21 protein-coding genes are annotated in these 19641 nt (G+C 63.6%); 9 read left to right on the top strand and 12 right to left on the bottom strand.

The window, feature by feature from the left end; all coding sequences use genetic code 11:
* Positions 1-38 precede the first annotated feature (38 nt).
* Positions 39-929, bottom strand: a complete 891-nt coding sequence (gene prpB / locus HU763_RS09575) for a methylisocitrate lyase (protein WP_170029231.1) — start codon at positions 927-929, stop codon at positions 39-41.
* Positions 926-1642: a GntR family transcriptional regulator gene (locus HU763_RS09570; protein ID WP_186675846.1), complete on the bottom strand. Its 717-nt coding sequence runs from the start codon at positions 1640-1642 to the stop codon at positions 926-928. The genes prpB and HU763_RS09570 overlap by 4 nt, the downstream gene beginning before the upstream one ends.
* Before the next feature lie 353 nt (positions 1643-1995).
* Between HU763_RS09570 and rloA the strand changes: the two genes are divergently transcribed.
* The 5 genes from rloA (at position 1996) to HU763_RS09545 (ending at position 7440) form a co-directional block, all read left to right on the top strand.
* Positions 1996-2532: a retropepsin-like aspartic peptidase RloA gene (rloA, locus tag HU763_RS09565; RefSeq protein ID WP_170029229.1), complete on the top strand. Its 537-nt coding sequence runs from the start codon at positions 1996-1998 to the stop codon at positions 2530-2532.
* 5 nt (positions 2533-2537) lie between these two features.
* Positions 2538-4073 carry an osmotic stress tolerance membrane protein RloB gene (gene rloB, locus HU763_RS09560; RefSeq protein ID WP_170029228.1) on the top strand — a complete coding sequence of 512 codons (1536 nt, stop codon included), beginning with the start codon at positions 2538-2540 and terminating at the stop codon, positions 4071-4073.
* Positions 4073-5053: an alpha-L-glutamate ligase-like protein gene (locus HU763_RS09555; protein ID WP_170029227.1), complete on the top strand. Its 981-nt coding sequence runs from the start codon at positions 4073-4075 to the stop codon at positions 5051-5053. Before rloB ends, HU763_RS09555 begins: the two co-directional genes overlap by 1 nt.
* Positions 5054-5281: 228 nt before the next feature.
* Positions 5282-6625 (top strand): aminodeoxychorismate synthase component I, encoded by a 1344-nt coding sequence (gene pabB, locus HU763_RS09550; RefSeq protein ID WP_186684467.1) that lies wholly within the window; start codon positions 5282-5284, stop codon positions 6623-6625.
* A gap of 80 nt (positions 6626-6705) precedes the next feature.
* Positions 6706-7440, top strand: a complete 735-nt coding sequence (locus tag HU763_RS09545; protein WP_189665487.1) for a phosphoadenylyl-sulfate reductase — start codon at positions 6706-6708, stop codon at positions 7438-7440.
* 121 nt (positions 7441-7561) lie between these two features.
* Here the strand turns inward: HU763_RS09545 and cysB are convergent, their stop codons facing one another.
* The 3 genes from cysB to HU763_RS09530 all read right to left on the bottom strand — a co-directional run bounded on the left by cysB (position 7562) and on the right by HU763_RS09530 (position 10213).
* Positions 7562-8536: an HTH-type transcriptional regulator CysB gene (gene cysB, locus HU763_RS09540; RefSeq protein WP_170029225.1), complete on the bottom strand. Its 975-nt coding sequence runs from the start codon at positions 8534-8536 to the stop codon at positions 7562-7564.
* Between the two features lie 128 nt (positions 8537-8664).
* Positions 8665-9162: a universal stress protein gene (locus HU763_RS09535; protein ID WP_186684465.1), complete on the bottom strand. Its 498-nt coding sequence runs from the start codon at positions 9160-9162 to the stop codon at positions 8665-8667.
* 103 nt (positions 9163-9265) lie between these two features.
* The gene (locus HU763_RS09530) at positions 9266-10213 is read right to left on the bottom strand and encodes a putative 2-dehydropantoate 2-reductase (protein WP_186684463.1); all 948 of its coding nucleotides are present in this window, start codon (positions 10211-10213) and stop codon (positions 9266-9268) included.
* Between the two features lie 230 nt (positions 10214-10443).
* On the opposite strand from HU763_RS09530, the gene HU763_RS09525 reads away from it, so the two are divergent.
* Positions 10444-11520: a 3-deoxy-7-phosphoheptulonate synthase gene (locus tag HU763_RS09525; RefSeq protein WP_186684461.1), complete on the top strand. Its 1077-nt coding sequence runs from the start codon at positions 10444-10446 to the stop codon at positions 11518-11520.
* Positions 11521-11602: 82 nt separating this feature from the next.
* Here HU763_RS09525 and HU763_RS09520 read toward each other — a convergent pair whose 3' ends face one another.
* The gene (locus HU763_RS09520) at positions 11603-11884 is read right to left on the bottom strand and encodes a GNAT family N-acetyltransferase (RefSeq protein WP_025338432.1); all 282 of its coding nucleotides are present in this window, start codon (positions 11882-11884) and stop codon (positions 11603-11605) included.
* A gap of 508 nt (positions 11885-12392) precedes the next feature.
* On the opposite strand from HU763_RS09520, the gene oprI reads away from it, so the two are divergent.
* Entirely contained in the window at positions 12393-12644 is a 252-nt protein-coding gene (gene oprI, locus HU763_RS09515; RefSeq protein ID WP_003259780.1) for an outer membrane lipoprotei OprI, read from the top strand.
* A 133-nt stretch (positions 12645-12777) separates the two neighbouring features.
* On the opposite strand, the gene HU763_RS09510 is transcribed toward oprI, so the two are convergent.
* The 3 genes from HU763_RS09510 to HU763_RS09500 form a co-directional block, all read right to left on the bottom strand.
* Positions 12778-13755 (bottom strand): L,D-transpeptidase family protein, encoded by a 978-nt coding sequence (locus tag HU763_RS09510; RefSeq protein ID WP_170029221.1) that lies wholly within the window; start codon positions 13753-13755, stop codon positions 12778-12780.
* 111 nt (positions 13756-13866) lie between these two features.
* Positions 13867-14157: a hypothetical protein gene (locus tag HU763_RS09505; protein WP_186690244.1), complete on the bottom strand. Its 291-nt coding sequence runs from the start codon at positions 14155-14157 to the stop codon at positions 13867-13869.
* Between the two features lie 58 nt (positions 14158-14215).
* Positions 14216-14821: an arylesterase gene (locus HU763_RS09500; protein WP_186690246.1), complete on the bottom strand. Its 606-nt coding sequence runs from the start codon at positions 14819-14821 to the stop codon at positions 14216-14218.
* A gap of 10 nt (positions 14822-14831) precedes the next feature.
* Here HU763_RS09500 and HU763_RS09495 point away from each other — a divergent pair, with 10 nt between their 5' ends.
* Entirely contained in the window at positions 14832-15515 is a 684-nt protein-coding gene (locus HU763_RS09495; protein ID WP_186690248.1) for an ABC transporter ATP-binding protein, read from the top strand.
* Positions 15515-18022: an ABC transporter permease gene (locus HU763_RS09490; RefSeq protein WP_186690250.1), complete on the top strand. Its 2508-nt coding sequence runs from the start codon at positions 15515-15517 to the stop codon at positions 18020-18022. The genes HU763_RS09495 and HU763_RS09490 overlap by 1 nt, the downstream gene beginning before the upstream one ends.
* A gap of 123 nt (positions 18023-18145) precedes the next feature.
* On the opposite strand, the gene greB is transcribed toward HU763_RS09490, so the two are convergent.
* The 3 genes from greB to HU763_RS09475 all read right to left on the bottom strand — a co-directional run bounded on the left by greB (position 18146) and on the right by HU763_RS09475 (position 19608).
* Positions 18146-18619: a transcription elongation factor GreB gene (greB, locus tag HU763_RS09485; RefSeq protein ID WP_170029216.1), complete on the bottom strand. Its 474-nt coding sequence runs from the start codon at positions 18617-18619 to the stop codon at positions 18146-18148.
* An 11-nt stretch (positions 18620-18630) separates the two neighbouring features.
* A complete protein-coding gene (locus HU763_RS09480) occupies positions 18631-18939 on the bottom strand; it encodes a hypothetical protein (RefSeq protein WP_170029215.1) in 309 nt (102 codons plus the stop codon).
* Between the two features lie 231 nt (positions 18940-19170).
* Positions 19171-19608: a DoxX family protein gene (locus tag HU763_RS09475; protein ID WP_186690253.1), complete on the bottom strand. Its 438-nt coding sequence runs from the start codon at positions 19606-19608 to the stop codon at positions 19171-19173.
* Positions 19609-19641: the final 33 nt, after the last annotated feature.

Raw genomic sequence — 19641 nt, 5'->3', positions numbered from 1 at the left:
CGCGCCCGCGAAGAGGCCAGCCGCTCCAACCGAAGCCTTCAGCCCTTCTTCTGGGCAAACAACGCATCCAGGCTCTGCTCGAAAGCGTGGTAGCCAATGGCCTCGTAGAGCTCCATGCGGGTCTGCATGGTGTCGATCACGTTCTTCTGCGTGCCATCACGGCGCAGCGCGGTATAGACATTCTCGGCGGCTTTGTTCATGGCGCGGAAGGCCGACAGCGGGTACAGCACCAGAGACACGTCGACCGAGGCCAGCTCTTCGGTGGTGTACAGCGGCGTGGCGCCGAACTCGGTGATGTTGGCCAGGATCGGTGCCTTCACCCGGTCGGCGAAGGTCTTGTACATCTGCAGCTCGGTAATGGCTTCCGGGAAGATCATGTCGGCGCCGGCCTCGACGCAGGCGGCGGCACGGTCCAGCGCAGCGTTCAGGCCCTCGACGGCCAGGGCATCGGTACGCGCCATGATCACGAAGCTGTCATCGCTACGGGCATCGACCGCGGCCTTGATGCGGTCGACCATTTCCTGCTGGCTGACGATCTCCTTGTTAGGGCGGTGGCCGCAACGCTTGGCGCCTACCTGGTCTTCGATATGAATGGCAGCCGCGCCGAACTTGCTCATCGAACGCACGGTACGGGCGACGTTGAAGGCCGAGGCACCGAAGCCGGTGTCGACATCCACCAGTAGCGGCAGGTCGCACACATCGGTGATACGGCGCACGTCGGTGAGCACGTCGTCGAGGTTGCTGATGCCCAGGTCCGGCAGGCCCAGCGAGCCGGCGGCCACGCCACCACCAGAGAGGTAGATGGCCTTGAAGCCGGCGCGCTTGGCCAGCAGCGCATGGTTGGCGTTGATGGTGCCTACCACCTGCAACGGATGTTCAGCGGCAACGGCGTCGCGGAAACGCTGACCGGGGGTGCTCTTCACAGTCATTTCTCACCTCGTGGGCTGTTGTTCTGGGCGTCCAGATAGTGACGCTCGATATTGCGCTTGGACGCGCCGATGTGGCGGCGCATCAGGAGTTCGGCCAGCTCGCCGTCACGGTCGGCGATGGCGTCGAGAATACGGTGGTGTTCGGCAAAGGCCTGGCGTGGCCGGTTCGGCGTGGCCGAAAACTGGATGCGGTACATGCGCACCAGCTGGTACAGCTCGCCACACAGCATCTTGACCAGCGTCTGGTTGCCACTGCCCTGGATGATCCGGTAGTGGAAATCGTAGTCGCCTTCCTGCTGGTAGTAGCCCAGCCCAGCCTGGAACGCGGCATCGCGCTCGTGGGTATCGAGGACCCGGCGCAGCTCGTCGATGTCGGCCTGGCTCATGCGTTCGGCGGCCAGGCGGCAGGCCATGCCTTCCAGCGACTCGCGAATTTCATACAGTTCGATCAGTTCGGCGTGGTTGAGCGACACCACTCGCGCCCCCACATGCGGCACGCGCACCAGCAGGCGCTGCCCTTCGAGGCGGTGAATGGCCTCGCGCAGCGGCCCGCGGCTGATGCCATAGGTGCGCGCCAGTTCCGGCTCGGAAATCTTGCTGCCGGGGGCGATATCACCCTTGACGATGGCCGCCTGGATGCGCCGGAAGACGTTTTCGGACAAGGTTTCCGTTTCGTCTGTCAGCACCGGGCTGGGGGTGGAGAGGTCGTGCATATTGTCGACACCTTGCAAATCTCTTGGCCAGAAACTAGCGAATCCCAGCGCAGCAGTCAAAGACAAAATGAATATTGTCGACAATCGTCTAAGAACGAACTAACACCGCCGCACCGCTGTCAGATCGCGCACCGCTGGCGTCAAGACGTCGGCGTGATAGAATGCCGCGCCTCCGTTGGAGTATGGATAACCCGTCTGTCGTCCGTTTCATGTTGTTGACAGATGAACGAGGAAGCTTGCGCAGTCGTTGCCAGTCGCCTTGCTCTGAACACGGCTTGAAGATTGCTCTGAAGATCGCGCTCGACAGAGCTCCGAAGAAAGCCCCGAACCTTGCACTGCACCGCGCCAGGAATATGAGACCTACACCCGTTCTATTGCTGCTCTGCCTCACCCTGCTGCCGGCCCTTGGCCAGGCCGCAGGCAAGACCGTCTACGGTCTCAACGAATATGCACGCCTGGGCGACCTGGATCTGGAAGTGGCAGCCAAGCTCGACACCGGCGCCAAGACCGCCTCGCTCAGTGCTCGCGACATCAAGCGCTTCAAGCGCAACGGCGAAAGCTGGGTGCGCTTCTACCTGGCCATCGACGCCGCGCATTCGCATCCCATCGAACGCCCGCTGGCGCGCGTCAGCAAGATCAAGCGCCGGGCCGGTGACTATGATGCCGAATCGGGCAAGGCCTACACCGCCCGCCCGGTCATCGAACTTGAAATCTGCATGGGCCAGGCCGTGCGCACCATCGAAGTCAACCTCACCGACCGCAGCGCGTTCCAGTTCCCGCTGCTGATCGGCTCCGAGGCGCTCAAGCACTTCGACGCGCTGGTCGACCCAAGCCTTAAATACGCGGCCGGCAAACCTGCCTGTGCCACCGACGCTCCCAAAGCAGAGTAATCCCGATGCGCTCTCTTACCCTCCATCTGAAAGTCCTGATCACCGTGCTGGTGCTGTTGGGCGTGGCGGTCACCGCTTATCAGATCTTCGTACTCGGCATCCCGGTCACCGAGGATGAAACCGACGACCTGTGGAACATCGACGCCAAGGTCGAGTTCGTGGCCAGCACCAAGGACCCGGTCAAGGTGCAGATGTTCGTGCCACCGCTGAACCGCGACTACGTCAGCCTCAACGAGAGCTTCATCTCCAATAACTACGGGGTGAGCGTCAACCGTGCCGACGGCAACCGCAAGGTCACCTGGTCGGCACGCCGCGCCAGCGGCAACCAGACCCTCTACTACCGCCTGGTGCTGACCAAGCGCTACAGCAAGGAAAAGGCCACGGTCAAAGGCCCGACCTTCCGTGACAGCCTGGCCGTGGAGGGCCCCGAGAAGATCGCCGCCGAGGCCCTGATGGCGCCGATCCGCCAGCACTCGGCCGATGTCGAGACCTTCGTCAGCGAGACCATCAAGCGGGTCAACAACCTCAACGACGACAACGTCAAGCTGCTGCTGGCCGGCGACACCACGGCCATGAAGAAGGCCCAGGTCATCGACCTGCTGCTGTCGATCGCCCACGTCCCGATGGAGAAGGTGCATACCATCCGCCTGGTGGCCGACACGCCGCAAACCCCGGAACTGTGGCTGCGCAGCTTCAACGGTACCGACTGGCTGTACTTCAACCCGGACACCGGCGAGCAGGGCCTGCCCAGCGACCGCCTGCTGTGGTGGACCGGTGACGACAACCTGATCACCGTCGATGGCGGCAAGAAGGCCAACGTCACCTTCAGCATGAACAACAGCGAGATGAACGCCATCCGCCTGGCCAAGCTGACCGACGAAAATACCGACGCCGACTTCCTCGAGTACTCGCTGTACGGCCTGCCGCTGCAAACCCAGCAAACCTTCATGATCATGGTGATGATCCCGATCGGCGTGCTGGTGATCCTGGTGCTGCGCAACCTGGTCGGTCTGCAGACCCTGGGTACCTTCACCCCGGTACTGATTGCCCTGGCCTTCCGCGAAACCCAGCTGGGCTTCGGTATCGTGCTGTTCACGGTGATCACCGCCCTGGGCCTGTCGCTGCGCTCGTACCTGGAGCACCTCAAGCTGCAGATGCTGCCACGCCTGTCGGTGGTGCTGACCTTCGTCGTGGTGCTGATTGCCGCCATCAGCCTGTTCAGCCACAAGCTGGGCCTTGAGCGCGGGTTGTCGGTGGCGCTGTTCCCGATGGTGATCCTGACCATGACCATCGAACGCCTGTCCATCACCTGGGAAGAGCGTGGCGGCGGCCATGCCATGAAAGTGGCCATCGGCACCCTGTTCGCTGCGTCTTTGGCACACCTGCTGATGATGGTGCCGGAGCTGGTGTACTTCGTGTTCACCTTCCCGGCGGTGCTGCTGATCCTGGTGGGCTTCATGCTGGCGATGGGCCGCTACCGCGGCTACCGCCTGACCGAGCTCGTGCGCTTCAAGGCATTCCTGAAGAAGGCTGACGCCTGATGTTTGGCCTGATCAAGACGTGGAAAGCCCTGGAGGCCCGGGGCATCATGGGTATCAATCGGCGCAACGCGGACTACGTGTTGAAGTACAACAAGCGCCACCTGTACCCGATCGTCGACGACAAGATCATCACCAAGGAGCGTGCCCTGGCGGCCGGCATCCATGTGCCGGAGATGTACGGCATCATCGAAACCGAAAAGGAAATCGACAAGCTCGACCAGATCATTGGCGGGCGCAGCGATTTCGTCATCAAGCCGGCGCAGGGCGCCGGCGGTGACGGCATCCTGGTGATCGCCGATCGCTTCGAGGACCGCTACCGCACGGTGTCGGGCAAGATCATCAGCCATGAGGAAATCGAGCACCAGATTTCCAGCATCCTCACCGGCCTGTACTCGCTGGGTGGCCACCGTGACCGCGCGCTGATCGAATACCGGGTAACCCCCGACCAGATCTTCAAGAGCATCAGCTACGAAGGTGTACCGGACATCCGCATCATCGTGCTGATGGGTTACCCGGTAATGGCCATGCTGCGCCTGCCGACCCGCCAGTCCGGCGGCAAGGCCAACCTGCACCAGGGCGCCATCGGCGTGGGCGTCGACCTGGCCACTGGGGTGACCCTGCGCGGCACCTGGCTGAACAACATCATCAGCAAGCACCCGGACACCACCAACGCGGTCGACGGCGTGCAGTTGCCGAACTGGGACGGCTTCATGAAGCTGGCCGCCGGCTGCTACGAGCTGTGTGGCCTGGGCTACATCGGTGTCGACATGGTCCTGGACCAGGACAAGGGGCCGCTGATCCTGGAACTCAACGCCCGCCCGGGCCTGAACATCCAGATTGCCAACGACTGCGGGCTGACCCAGCGCACCCATGCCATCGAGGCCCACCTGGAGGCGCTGGCCAAGGATGGCATCACCGAGGATGCCGAACAGCGGGTGCGGGTATCGCAAGGGCTGTTCGGCCACGTGCATCCGCGCTGAAATCGTCGGGGCTGCTGCGCAGCCCATCGCGACACAAGGCCGCTCCTGCAGGAGACATCGCCCCATGCAGCTGGCGCGCTCCCTTGCAGGAGCGGCCTTGTGTCGCGATAGGGCCGCAAAGCGGCCCCAAGGGCGAAACCTGGTGTTTGAATGTCGCCACAAAGCTAGGCGCATTTCCTACACAGGACTACAATCGCCCTCCTCGCTTTTACATCGCCGTCCACATTGATGCCGACCTGTACGCTCCATCCCCTGCCCTACCAGCCCGACCCTGCCGCCTATTTCGCCCGCCTGCGCCAGGCACCCGGTGCGATCCTGCTCGACAGCGCCCGCCCCGGCGCCGAGCGCGGCCGCTTCGACCTGCTCAGCGCCTGGCCGGTGCAACAGTTGCAGGCGCAACCTGGCGAAGATGGCCGCGCCTTCCTCCAGCGCCTGCGCACGGGCCTGGCGCAACTGGGCCATGCCCAGCTGCCCGAGGGCAGCGAGCTGCCGTTCGCTGGTGGCCTGATCGGTTACCTGAGCTATGACTTCGGTCGGCGCCTGGAACAGTTGCCCAGCCTGGCCGTTGACGACCTCGGCCTGCCAGATGCGCAACTGGGCCTGTATGCCTGGGCGCTGGTCAGCGACCACCAGTGCGCGACCAGCCAGCTGGTCTTTCATCCGAGCCTGGCCAGCCAGGAACGCGAACGCCTGATCAGCCTGTTCGAAGGCACCGACAACAGTGCAAACGGCCGCTTCGAGCTGCTGGCACCGATGGCCGGCGACCTTCAGCCCGCACAGTACAAGGCGGCGTTCGACCAGGTGCAGTGCTACATCCAGGCGGGCGACTGCTACCAGATCAACCTCACCCAGCGCTTCCGCGCGCCCTGCCAGGGCGACCCGTGGCACGCCTACCAGGCCTTGCGCAAAGCCTGCCCAACGCCGTTCTCCGGCTACCAGCAGCTGGCCGACGGCAGCGCCTTGCTGAGTTTTTCGCCCGAGCGCTTCATCCGCGTCAGCCAGCGCCAGGTGGAAACCCGACCGATCAAGGGCACTCGCCCGCGCGCCAGCAACCCCGTCGAAGATGCGCACAATGCCGAGCAGCTGCGGCACAGCGCCAAGGACCGCTCGGAAAACCTGATGATCGTCGACCTGCTGCGCAACGACTTGGGGCGCACCTGCGAAATCGGCTCGGTGAAAGTGCCGGAACTGTTCAGCCTGGAGAGCTACCCCAACGTGCATCATCTGGTCAGCAGCATCACCGGTCGGCTAGCCAGCAACAAGGACGCTCTGGACCTGATCGGCGACAGCTTCCCCGGTGGCTCGATCACCGGCGCCCCGAAGATCCGCGCCATGCAGATCATCGACGAGCTGGAGCCGACGCGCCGCACGCTGTACTGCGGGTCACTGCTTTACCTGGACGTGCGTGGCGAGATGGACAGCTCGATCGCCATTCGCAGCCTGCTGGTCAAGCGTGGGCAGGTCTGCTGCTGGGGCGGCGGTGCCGTGGTGGCCGATTCCGAGTGGCAGGCAGAATATGAGGAATCGATTGCCAAGGTGCGGGTGTTGATGGAGACGCTGCAAGGCTTGTGACCGGCGTCTACCCCGCCATTTTTTGTTACCATCAGCCCATTACGAGCGCACAGCGCCACAGCCAAGATGGAAACCGCCTGATGAGCCAACCCTTCGACGTCGCCGCCCTGGCCGCGACCTACGCCAACAAGTCCCCGCAGGACATCCTCAAGCTCGCCTTCGAGCACTTCGGCGATGACCTGTGGATTTCCTTCAGCGGCGCCGAGGACGTGGTGCTGGTCGACATGGCCTGGAAGCTGAACAAACAGGTCAAGGTGTTCAGCCTCGACACCGGCCGCCTGCACCCGGAGACCTACCGGTTCATCGACCAGGTGCGCGAGCAGTACAACCTGCCGATCGAAATCCTCAGCCCCGACCGCGCCAAGCTCGACCCGTTCGTCAAGGAAAAGGGCCTGTTCAGCTTCTACAAGGACGGCCACGGCGAGTGCTGCGGCATCCGCAAGATAGAGCCGCTGCGGCGCAAGCTGGCGACCGTGAGCGCCTGGGCCACCGGCCAGCGGCGCGACCAGAGCCCGGGCACCCGCAGCCAGGTAGCGGCACTGGAAATCGACAGCGCCTTCTCTACCCCCGAGCGCACCTTGTACAAGTTCAACCCGCTGGCGCAGATGACCAGCGAAGAGGTATGGGGTTATATCCGCATGCTCGAACTGCCTTACAACAGCTTGCATGAGCGCGGCTTCATCAGCATCGGCTGCGAACCCTGCACCCGGCCGGTGCTGCCGAACCAGCATGAGCGCGAGGGGCGCTGGTGGTGGGAGGAGTCGACCCAGAAGGAATGCGGGTTACACGCAGGCAACCTGATTACCAAGGCGTGAAAGTGCCGGGGCCGCTTCGCGCCCCATCGCGACCCAAGGCCGCCTCTACAGGTTATCGCATGCCCCTGTAGGAGCGGCCTTGTGTCGCGATGGGGCGCAAAGCGGCCCCGACAGCCTCGAATCAGTGCACTGGCAGTTCGACACCTTCGAACAGCTCTTCCAGTTCCTGCTTGTTATGGCACTGGATGGCCTTGGCCATCACTTCACGGGTCAGGTGCGGGGCGAACTTCTCGATAAAGTCGCACATGAAGCCACGCAGGAAGGTGCCACGGCGGAAGCCGATCTTGGTGACGCTGGCTTCGAACAGCTCGCTGGCATCGAGGGCCACCAGGTCACTGTCCAGCTTGGCGTCCACCGCCATGCCGGCGACGATACCCACGCCCAGCCCCAGCCGCACATAAGTCTTGATCACGTCGGCATCCGCCGCAGTGAACACCACTTTCGGCGTCAGGCCACGGTGGTTGAAGGCCTCGTCCAGCTTCGAACGCCCGGTAAAACCGAACACATAGGTCACGATCGGGTATTCAGCGACGGCTTCCAGGGTGAGTTTGGGCAATTTCGCCAACGGGTGCCCCTGCGGCACCACCACGCAACGGTTCCACTTGTAGCACGGCATCATGATCAGGTCGCCGAACAGCTCCAGCGCCTCGGTGGCGATGGCGAAGTCAACCGTGCCGTCGGCAGCCATCTCGGCAATCTGCATGGGCGAACCCTGGTGCATGTGCAGGGACACTTCCGGATACTGCTTGATGAAGCTGCTGATCACCGGCGGCAAGGCATAACGCGCCTGGGTATGGGTGGTGGCGATGGACAGCGTGCCCTTTTTCTCGTTGGAAAATTCCTGGGCTATCTGCTTGATGCTTTCGACCTTGCGCAGGATCTCGCCGGCCGTATTGATGATGCGCTCACCGGCCGGGGTGACACGGGTCAGGTGCTTGCCGCTGCGGGCAAAGACTTCAACACCCAGCTCATCCTCGAGCAGGCGGATCTGCTTGCTGATACCCGGCTGGGAGGTATACAGGCTCTGCGCCGTCGCGGAGACGTTGAGGTCATGGTGCGCCACTTCCCAGATGTAGCGCAATTGTTGAAGCTTCATAGGTTCCCCTCGGTTCAGCAATGAGTCCGCGGCAGCAGGCAGCGTCGATATATAACTATATTAGTGGTTCTGGAAATAAATCTAGAACTATTTTGTTACATACCCCGGGAAATGGCCTACGGCCACCTTCATGCTTTCCTACGCCCCAAATGCTGCGCCAATGGCACCATGTACACCGGCACCGGCGACAGTTGCAGCAGCCGCACCGCCGTACGCCCCAAGGGCACGTCCACGCCCGCACCGGCACTGTGGCTACCGAAAATCAGCAGGTCGACACTCAGCCGCTGCGCCTGGTCGAGGATCACCTGCGCCGGGTCGCCCTGGCGTACCCGCACCGCCTTGATCAGCGCCAGGTCGGCCGCTTCGCCCAGCTCGTCGCGAAAATTCTCCAGCACACGCTGCTCGATGTTAGCCATTACCGTGTTCACCCCCTGGCTGTGCAGTTGGTCGAGCGTCTGCTCATCGAGGTAGCTTTGCAGCAGCGATTCGGCGAACTGCCCCATCGGTTCCACCGCATGGATCACATACAACTCGGCACCGAAGGTACGCGCCAGCGCCAGTGCGTGCTGCATGACAAAAGGGGCGTAGACACCGAGGTCAGTGGCGTACAGCATGGCGCGGATCATTCGACCTCCTCGACTGCCGCTACGGCAGAGCAAGCTTCAGCTTAGCAGCGCCCCGCAGGCATGCCTTGCCGTCCGGCGCACTGCCAGCCCGGCCCGCAGCGCCTTAGCCGGCCTGCCCGCTGCGGTCGATGAAGGCCAGCGCCTGGTACAGCATTTCCATGCGCGGCAAGCGGCAGCCTGCGGCACGGGCCTGGGCCAATGGCTCGGCATAGATGGCCTGCAACTCCAGCCGGCGCTTGTGCACGTGGTCGTGGTACATGCTGGGCCAGTAATCGGGCATACGCTCGGTCACCTGCAACAGGTGCTCGGCATAGCCCGCGGGCAACACATGGCCACATGCCGCAGCGCCCTGCACCACCTCGCCCATCAACGCCTGGATCAGGGCACGGCTGTGGCTGTCGCTCATCAGCGCCGTGGTGCTGGCAGCAAGCAGCACCGACAGGCCGTTATACGGCACGTTCCAGACCAGCTTCTGCCAGCGCGCCTGGGCCAGGTCGGGCATGGCCTGCGAATCGATGCCCGCAGCGCGGAACAGCGCCGCGCCTTCCTCGACCAGCGCGGCACCGCCATCACTGGCCGGGCCACTGTGATAGCCAAGGTTGACCGCGCCAAGCGCCTGGTGACGGATCACGCCGGGCGCCTGGCGGTTGACGCAGATGAAACACAGGCCGCCAAGCAGGTGCATGTCATTGCGCAACGCCGGCCGCAGCTGCTCTTCCACGCCCAGGCCGTTCTGCAGCAGCACAACCTTGGCGCCAGGGGCCGCGGCCTGCACGATCAACGGCGCCAACTGGTCATTGCTGGTAGCCTTGGCCCCCACCAGCAGCCAGTCGCACGGCGGCATGTCGGCGGCACTGGCATAGGCCTGCACGTTGATCTGCAGGGTGCCGTGCACGGCACTCTCCAGGGTCACCCCACGCTCACGGACAACGTCGTACTCGCTGCGCAACAGAAAATGCACATCACAGCCGGCCCGGGCCAGCATCAACCCATAGAAGCCGCCGATGGCGCCACTGCCGATAATGCCGATACGTGGGGTATACGAATGCATGCCGATCTCCCGATAAAAGTCAGGCTTCTTTTTACACAGGTTGCGCAGCGCTGGGCAGCCTGTTTGCGGCAAACACCCGCCATCTCGGAAAAACCCCACACGGACGGGGCCCAGCCCATTGTCGCGCCACCTGTAACGCGCTAAGGTTCGGCTCCCCGCTGCGATTATTCTTGCTGCTGGGCCGCACGGGGATAGTTGGCGGCCGGCACCGTGACCTGACGAGTAACACGATGGCTGATTTACCGATCGATGACTTGAACGTTGCCTCCAACGAGACGCTGATCACCCCCGATCAGCTGAAGAAGGAAATCCCCCTCAGCGCCAAGGCCCTGCAGACCGTGACTGCCGGCCGTGAAGTGGTGCGCAATATTCTCGACGGCAAGGACCATCGCCTGTTCGTCGTGGTCGGCCCTTGCTCCATCCACGACATCAAGGCGGCCCACGAGTACGCCGAACGCCTCAAGCTACTGGCCGAGGAGGTGTCCGACACGCTGTACCTGGTCATGCGCGTTTATTTCGAAAAACCGCGCACCACCGTCGGCTGGAAAGGCCTGATCAACGACCCGTACCTGGATGACTCGTTCAAGATCCAGGATGGCCTGCACATCGGCCGCAAACTGCTGCTGGACCTGGCCGAAATGGGCCTGCCGACCGCCACCGAAGCGCTCGACCCGATCTCCCCGCAATACCTGCAGGACCTGATCAGCTGGTCGGCGATCGGTGCCCGCACCACCGAATCGCAGACCCACCGCGAGATGGCCTCGGGCCTGTCTTCGGCGGTCGGCTTCAAGAACGGCACCGATGGCGGCCTGACCGTTGCCATCAATGCCTTGCAGTCGGTGTCCAAGCCGCACCGCTTCCTCGGCATCAACCAGGAAGGCGGCGTGTCGATCGTCACCACCAAGGGCAACCCGTACGGTCACGTGGTGCTGCGCGGCGGCAACGGCAAGCCGAACTACGACTCGGTCAGCGTGGCCCTGTGCGAGCAGGACCTGGCCAAGGCCAGGATCAAGGCCAACATCATGGTCGACTGCAGCCACGCCAACTCCAACAAGGACCCGGCCCTGCAACCGCTGGTGATGGAAAACGTTGCCAATCAGATCCTCGAAGGCAACCAGTCGATCATCGGCCTGATGGTAGAGAGCCACCTGAATTGGGGTTGCCAGTCGATTCCCAAGAACCTGGACGAGCTGCAGTATGGTGTATCGATCACCGATGCCTGCATCGACTGGACGGCTACCGAGAAGGCTCTGCGCAGCATGCGCGCCAAGCTGAAGGATGTGCTGCCGCAGCGTAAGCGCGGCTGATACACAAAGACGGGGCCGCTTCACGCCCCATCGCCGGCAACCCGGTGATGGGGCGTGAAGCGGCCCCGTCTTTTTTACAGAATCAGACCTTGCTGGAATGCCGCTGTTGGCGCTCCATGTAGCGCTCCACATACGAGCAGGACGGAATCACCGTGTAGCCCATCTGTTCGGCATATTCCAGGGCCCGTTCAGTCAGGGCGGCTGCAATACCGCGACCGCGCAGGGCGTTGGGCACGAAGGTGCGATAGATGTCCAGCGTCTGCTTGCCCAGATCCATGTACGTCAGATAGGCACGATGACCGTCCACGTTGGTCTCGAACTGATGACCGGCCTGGTCATGGTGGATGGTCAGCGCTTCGCTCATCACTACTCCTCGCAGGTCTTCTCGGCAGACCCATACCTTAACCGATGGTGGTTTATCCGGCACAGAATGCTCTACGCCACCTGTTGCCCCTTCGACCACTGGACGATTGCAATCGTTCGGATCCTCTGGCACTCACAAGATAGTAGGCGCCGCGAGCGGGATTGCTCAAGGTGGTGGCGGTTAAAAATGGCGAAATTTCAGCCACAGCGACTCTTGGCCGCATGCCGGCAAGCCACCGGATGTACTAGGGCTTAAGACGCTGAAGGACAGTTAAAGTCACCGTTAGTTCAGCAAAAAAGTTACCGTAGTACAAACGCTTGCGCGCCCTGCGCGTTTTTTACTCAGTGCCTGCCGCGAATCTTGTCAGGACGGCGTCAAGCAACATTTTTTTTGCAGTTCTTGCGCTTAGTCAGTTTACTTACTACAAGTAATGGGTACTATGTACGCCGGCCAGTTTCTCTTTTCCGAGAGATGGCTATTTAATAGAAAGTCCTTGAAGGGGAACACGATGAACAACGTTCTGAAATTCTCTGCTCTGGCTCTGGCCGCAGTTCTGGCTACCGGTTGCAGCAGCGTATCCAAAGAAACCGAAGCTCGTCTGACTGCGACTGAAGACGCAGCAGCTCGCGCTCAAGCTCGTGCTGACGAAGCCTACCGTAAGGCTGACGACGCACTGGCAGCCGCTCAGAAGGCTCAGCAGACCGCTGACGAAGCCAACGAGCGCGCTCTGCGTATGCTGGACAAAGCCAGCCGCAAGTAATAATCCTCACGGATTGTTATGGAGCCGACCCACTTGTGGGTCGGCTTTTTTATTGCCTGCGCACCAGGCAAACGTGCCAGGCGGAAACGAAAAGGCCTGCACTAAGGCAGGCCCGGGTGTGTCGCAATTTACCCTATTGCAGTTCGGCGGGAATGCTCGAGACCATCGGCGCGCCAGCCTGGCCCTGGGTGGGCACGGCAATTTCCACCGGCATGCCATCTTCGGCAGCCACCACATCGCGCACCATATCCCAGTTCATGCGCAGGTTGTTGGCCAAGTCTTCACGCTTGAGCAAGGCATTGATCACAGCGGTGTGTTTATCGACCACCGACGGGTTACCCTGGTCGTCCAGCGGCGTGTGCGCCTCCAGATAGACCTTGCCGCCACTGATACCGAACTTGTAAGGCTCATTGATGATGCGTACCGGTGTACCCACCGGCACCATCTTCGACAGTTCCAGCACATTGTTGTTGAGCATGCGGAAGCAACCATGGCTGGTACGCATGCCGATGCCGAACTTCTTGTTCGAACCATGAATCAGGTAACCCGGCACGCCCAGGGTGAACTTGAACGGCCCCAGCGGGTTGTCCGGGCCAGCCGGTACCACGCTCGGCAGGATGTCGCCGTCAGCGGCGTGCTCGGCGCGGATCGACGCTGGTGGTGTCCAGGTCGGGTTCGGCGTCTTGGCGGTGATCTTGGTGTTGGCGATCGGCGAACCCCAGCCCTCGCGACCGATGCCCAGCGGGAAGGTATGCACCACGTTCTGCCCTTTCGGGAAGTAGTACATACGGTACTCGGCGAGGTTGATGACGATGCCCTCGCGCGGGCCAGGCGGCAGGATGTAGCGGGTCGGCAGGATGATTTCGGTGCCGGCGCCCGGCAACCACGGGTCCACGCCCGGGTTGGCAGCGATCATTTCCAGGTAGCCGAGGTCGTTGGCGGTGCCTATGTCGGCGAAGGTGTCCTCGTACTTCGCCTTGATCACATGCACCTGGCCGACGATGTCTTCACCGGGCGGTGGCAGTGGCAGCTCCAGCGCAGCAGCGGGGCCCGCTACCAGCAGGGCGGCCAGGGACAGGCTACGGGTGACGGCAGGAAAGCGCGGCAACATCCGGTAAATCCTTCGAAAGATGGGTCAAGAGAATCGATTGTACACCTGTGCTGACGCAAGCGGGAGGCGTTGGCAGCAAGCAAGCGTTTCAGATGATGAAAGGCGCCACGCTCAGCTGCTCTGCAGCTCCGGCCACACCGGGCGCATGCCGCGCCGCTGGGCATCCAGGATGGCGCGGCACAGGTCGCACAGGCGGCCGTCGCGGTAGATCGAGGGCGGCACCCCCGACCAGCGCGGTTGCGCCGGCAGCAGGCCACCGCACAGGGTACGGTCGACCGGCACGCCCAGTTCCAGCTGGCGGGCCACCAGATGGACGCGGATTTCCTGGCAGGCGAACAGGTCGAGCTGCTCATCAGGCTCGATCAGTTGGTAGGCATACAAGGACCAGGCAGGGCGCGGCATCGGGGGCACTCGAAACGGGGGGCGCAACATTAGCCGAAAGCCGGCGCCGTTTAAAGCATCACAGCAAGGGTTTTATCGCCGGCCAGGCATTTTCCAGCAGGCGCTGCTGGGCGGCCTGGGCCGGGTGGATACCATCGGCCTGCATCAAGCCCGGCACGCCGCCTACCCCTTCGAGGAAAAACGGCACCAACGGGACCTGTTTTTCCGCCGCCAGCTGTTCATACACCTGGGCGAAGGCCGTGGTATAGCGCACGCCGTAATTGGGTGGCAGGCGCATGCCCAGCAACACCACCTTGGCCCCGGCCTGGCGTGCGCTTTCGATCATCGAGGCAAGATTTTGTTGCAATTGCGCGGTCGGCTGCCCGCGCAGGCCATCATTGCCGCCAAGTTCCAGCACCACCAGGCTCGGCTTGTGCGCTGCAAGCAGCGCCGGCAGCCGCGCCTGGCCACCTGCACTGGTGTCGCCACTGATCGAGGCGTTGACCACCTGTTCGTCGAAACCTTCGTCCCTGAGGCGGGTCTGCAACAAGGAGACCCAGCCCTGGCGGGTATCCAGGCCGAAACCGGCGCTGATACTATCGCCGACAACCAGCAACGTTCCCGCCGCCGCGCTCTGGGCCAGGCAATACAGGGCCAGACCGGCACTCAACCACCACACTCGCATCGGATTCTCCATGGGCCCCAGCATTCTCGTTGCGCAGAACCTTAGCAAAGTGGTCCCCAGCGCGGAAGGTGACCTGACCATCCTGCAGGCGCTGTCCCTCGACCTGGCCCAGGGCGACAGCCTGGCCATCGTCGGCGCCTCGGGTTCGGGCAAGTCGACCCTGCTCGGCCTGCTCGCCGGGCTCGACCAGCCCAGCGCCGGCAAGGTCATCCTCGCCGGCCACGACCTGGGGCCGCTGGATGAAGACCAGCGCGCGCGAGTGCGCGCCGAACATGTGGGTTTCGTGTTCCAGTCGTTCCAGCTGCTCGACAGCCTCAACGCCCTGGAAAACGTCATGCTGCCGCTGGAGCTGGACGGCCGCCGCGATGCCCGGGAACAAGCCCGCACGCTGCTCGAACGGGTCGGCCTGGGCAAGCGCCTCAACCACACCCCGCGCCAGCTGTCGGGCGGTGAACAACAGCGGGTGGCCATTGCCCGTGCCTTTGCCGCCCATCCGGCGGTGCTGTTCGCCGACGAGCCGACCGGCAACCTCGACAGCCATACCGGCGAGCGTATCAGCGACCTGCTGTTCGAGCTGAACAAGGAACGCGGTACCACCTTGGTGCTGGTCACCCATGACGAACGCCTGGCCCGGCGCTGCCGCCGCCAGATCCGCCTGGACGCGGGCCGCCTGGTGGCACCGGTGGAGGCCTGATGACCCACATGCCGCTGTCCCGCCTGTGCGGCCTGGCCCTGCGCCAGTTGCTGCGCGACATTCGTGCCAGTGAAGTGCGCGTGCTGTTCTTCGCCCTGCTGGTGGCCGTCGCGGCCAGCACCGCCATCGGCTATTTCGGCGCACGCCTCAACGGCGCCATGCAACTGCGCGCCAGTGAATTCCTCGGCGCCGACCTGGTGCTGCAGGGCAGTTCCCCGGCCCGCGAACAACAGCTCGCTGCCGGCCAGGCGCTTGGCTTGCAGCATGCCCAGGTGGTCGAGTTCACCAGCGTGGTGGGTGGCGACAACGGCATTCAGTTGTCCAGCGTCAAGGCCGCCGACGCTGCCTACCCGTTGCGCGGGCAAGTGCGCAGCGCCGCACAACCCTATGCGACGGAAACCCCTGGCGGCGGGCCGGCGCCGGGCGAGGCATGGGTCGAACCGCGCCTGCTGGCGGCGTTGGGGCTGCCGGTAGGCGCCAGCATCGATGTCGGCATGAAAACCCTGCGCATCAGCCGTGTGCTGACCTACGAGCCGGACCGCGCCAACAACTTCTACAGCCTGACTCCGCGGGTGATGATGAACCTCGCCGACCTGCAAGCCACCGGGGTGATTCAGCCGGGCAGCCGGGTGACCTACCGTGACCTGTGGCGCGGCGCACCTGACGCACTGGGGCGTTACCGCCAGGCTGTGGAAAAAGACCTGGCCGCCAACCAGCGCTTGCGCGATACCCGCGATGGCAACCAGCAGATCGGCGGTGCCCTGGGCAAAGCCGAGCGTTACCTGAACATGGCCAGCCTGGTGGCGGTGCTGCTGGCTGGCGTGGCCGTCGCCCTGTCGGCCAGCCGCTACGCAGCACGCCGCCTGGACGCCAGCGCCCTGCTACGCTGCCTGGGCCTCTCGCAACGCCAGGCACTGGGCCTGTATTGCCTGCAGCTGACCATGCTCGGCCTGGTCGCCGCCGTGGTCGGCGCCCTGTTCGGCTGGCTGGCCCAACTCGGCCTGTTCCGTCTGCTGCATGGCTTGCTGCCAAGCGTGGTCCCCCCTGGCGGCATCGTCCCGGCGTTGGCCGGCATCGCTACCGGGCTGGTGGCCCTGGCAGGCTTCGCCCTGCCCCCCATCGCTGCACTGGGCAAGGTACCGCCGCTGCGCGTGCTGCGCCGCGACCTGCTGCCAATACCGACCAGCAGTTGGCTGGTGTATGGCACCGCCCTGCTCGCCCTCGGCCTGATCATGTGGCGCCTGAGCCTCGACCTGCTGCTCACCTTCGCTCTGCTCGGTGGTGGCCTGGTCGCCGCGCTGCTGCTTGGCAGCCTGCTGTTGCTCGGCCTGCGCAGCCTGCGTCAATTACTGGCCGGGGCACCACTGACCTGGCGCCTGGGGTTGGGCCAACTGTTGCGCCACCCCATGGCCGCCGCCGGCCAGGCCCTGGCCTTCGGCCTGATCCTGTTGGCCATGGCCCTGGTCGCCCTGCTACGCGCCGAACTGCTCGACACCTGGCAAGCGCAATTGCCCAAGGATGCGCCCAACCATTTTGCCCTGAACATCCTGCCAGATGACCGCGAACCTTTCGCCCGCCAGCTGCATCAGGTCAACGCGACCTCGGCGCCACTGTACCCGGTGACGCCGGGTCGCCTGGTGCAGATCAATGCGCAGCCGGTGCAGCAGGTGGTGAGCAAGGATTCGGCCGGCGAGCGCGCCGTGCAACGTGACCTCAGCCTGACCTGGGCCGCCGACCTGCCGGAAGGTAATGAACTGACTGCAGGCAGCTGGTGGCAGGCCCTACCCGCTGCCGAGGAAGTCCCCGGTGTATCGGTGGAAGCGGAACTGGCCAGCAGCCTGAAGCTGCAGTTGGGCGACCTGCTGACCTTCGACATCGGCGGCCAGCAGCACCAGGCCAGGGTCAGCAGCCTGCGCAGCGTGCATTGGGACAGCTTCCAGCCGAACTTCTACATGATCTTCCAGCCCGGCACGCTGCAAGGGCTGCCCACCACCTACCTGACCAGCTTCTACCTGGCGCCGGGTCATGATCTTGACGTAGTAGCGTTGTCACGGGCGTTTCCGGCAGTGACCATCCTGCAGGTCGACGCCCTGCTCGATCAGCTGCGCAGCATCCTCGCCCAGGTCACCCTGGCAGTGGAGTACGTGTTGCTGTTCGTCCTGACGGCGGGGCTGGCGGTGTTGTTCGCTGGCTTGCAGGCGACCCTGGACGAACGCATCCGCCAGGGCGCCTTACTGCGCGCACTGGGCGCGGCACGGCCATTGCTGGTCAGGGCACGGCGGATCGAGTTCGGCTTGCTGGGTGCCGCCAGCGGGCTGTTGGCGGCGATTGGCTGCGAACTGATAACGCTGGTGCTGTACCGCTATGCGTTCGACCTGCACTGGAGCCCGCATCCGTGGCTGCTGGCGCTGCCAGTGGCGGGCGCGCTACTGGTCGGCGGTGCCGGGGTACTGGGGACGCGGCGGGCGTTGAATGCCAGCCCGCTGGCGGTCCTGCGGGAAAGTTGAGGGTTGCCTGGGGCGGCCCCTTTGCGGGTAAACCCGCTCCCGCAACGGGTGCACATTGCTCAATGACCAGGCTGCACCCGTGGGCGGGTTTTCCCTTCAGGAGGCCAGCCCAGGCAACACAAATCACTGGCCGTAGCTGATGCTGTTGACATACCAGGTGGCTTCACCAGCAGGGGTCTGCACCACCACCTCGTCGCCCTCCTGCTTCTTCAGCAAGGCACGAGCCATGGGTGAGTCGATCGAGATGTAGTCGTTGCGCCCGTAGATTTCGTCGTAGCCGACAATGCGAAACTTCATGGCCTCGCCATCGTCGTTCTCGATCTCCACCCAGGCACCGAAAAACACCTTGCCCTCCTGCTGCGGCGAGTAAGCCACCACCTTCACATCTTCAAGGCGCTTGCGCAGGTAACGCACCCGACGGTCGATCTCGCGCAGCAGCTTCTTGTTGTACTGGTAGTCGGCGTTCTCGCTGCGGTCGCCAAGCGACGCAGCCCAGGCAACCTTCTGGGTAATCTCCGGGCGATATACCCGCCACAGGTGGTCCAGCTCTTTCTTCAGCGCCTCATGGCCTTCCGTGGTAATGATGTTGGTGCTCAACAGCGCACTCCTCAGCGGCGGGTAATCAGGCCTTGGCGCGCGATGCGGGTGAGATGGCCGATGACTTCGGCGGCTTCGTCCGGCACCGGGGCCTGGATGACGGCCAGGTCGAAACGGTCATCGCCGTACTGCGCGAGGTGGCAACCGGTGTCGGCGAACTGGATCAGGAAGGCGCGCGCTTGCCCCTTGCGCCGGGACAGGCCTTCGAGGTGACGTAAAAGGGTGGGCTGATGCTGGCCGCCGAGCAGGATGCGCGGTGTGCGAGACGCCTGGCTGGCTGGCAAAGGGCTCAAACAGACACTGGTACGTGGGCAACTCATGGAGCTTCTCTCCGCCTCGCGAATCCCGCTGGGCAGCGGTGGGAGGCGTCACCGAACCAGCGCTTTAGCGGTATTTCGGATGACCCGGAGGGGCTGTCCCGCGCCCCGCAAGTAGCTGTTTAAATCGGCGCAGGCGGTATGCTAGAGCGACGAGCCGCAAGTTGCAAGCCGCAAGCAACAGCAGGCCGATCCCCGGCCTGTTGTTGCTTGCGGCTTGCGCTGCTGCGGCGGTTACCGGGCGATCAGGCGGTCCAGCGAGAAGCGGCCAGCGCCTTCGATCAACACCGCGACGGTGCCGGCCAGCAATGCCAGGGCAAACTCATAGCCGTTGTTGGACATGAACAGGCCATTACCGATGTGCACCGAGAAGATCGCCACCACCAGGGTCACGCTCAGCGCCAGCGCTGCCGGGCGGGCCAGCAGGCCAATCACCAGGGCCAGGCCGCCGAAGAACTCGGCACTACCGGAGAGCAGGGCCATCAGGTAACCCGGGGCCAGGCCAATGCTTTCCATCCACTGGCCGGTGCCCTCCAGGCCATAGCCACCGAACAGGCCAAACAGTTTCTGCGCACCATGCGCCATGAAGATGATGCCGACCAGGATGCGGATGATGCTGAGGCCAGCACCGGCACGGGTGGAGAACAGAGCGTTGAGGGTGGTGTTGTTCATGTCGAAGCGTCCTTGAAAGGAAAGTTGTGTTGG

The sequence above is a fragment of the Pseudomonas anuradhapurensis genome (assembly GCF_014269225.2).
Classification (GTDB): Bacteria; Pseudomonadota; Gammaproteobacteria; order Pseudomonadales; family Pseudomonadaceae; genus Aquipseudomonas; species Aquipseudomonas anuradhapurensis.
This window is presented reverse-complemented; position numbering and strand designations above follow the sequence as displayed.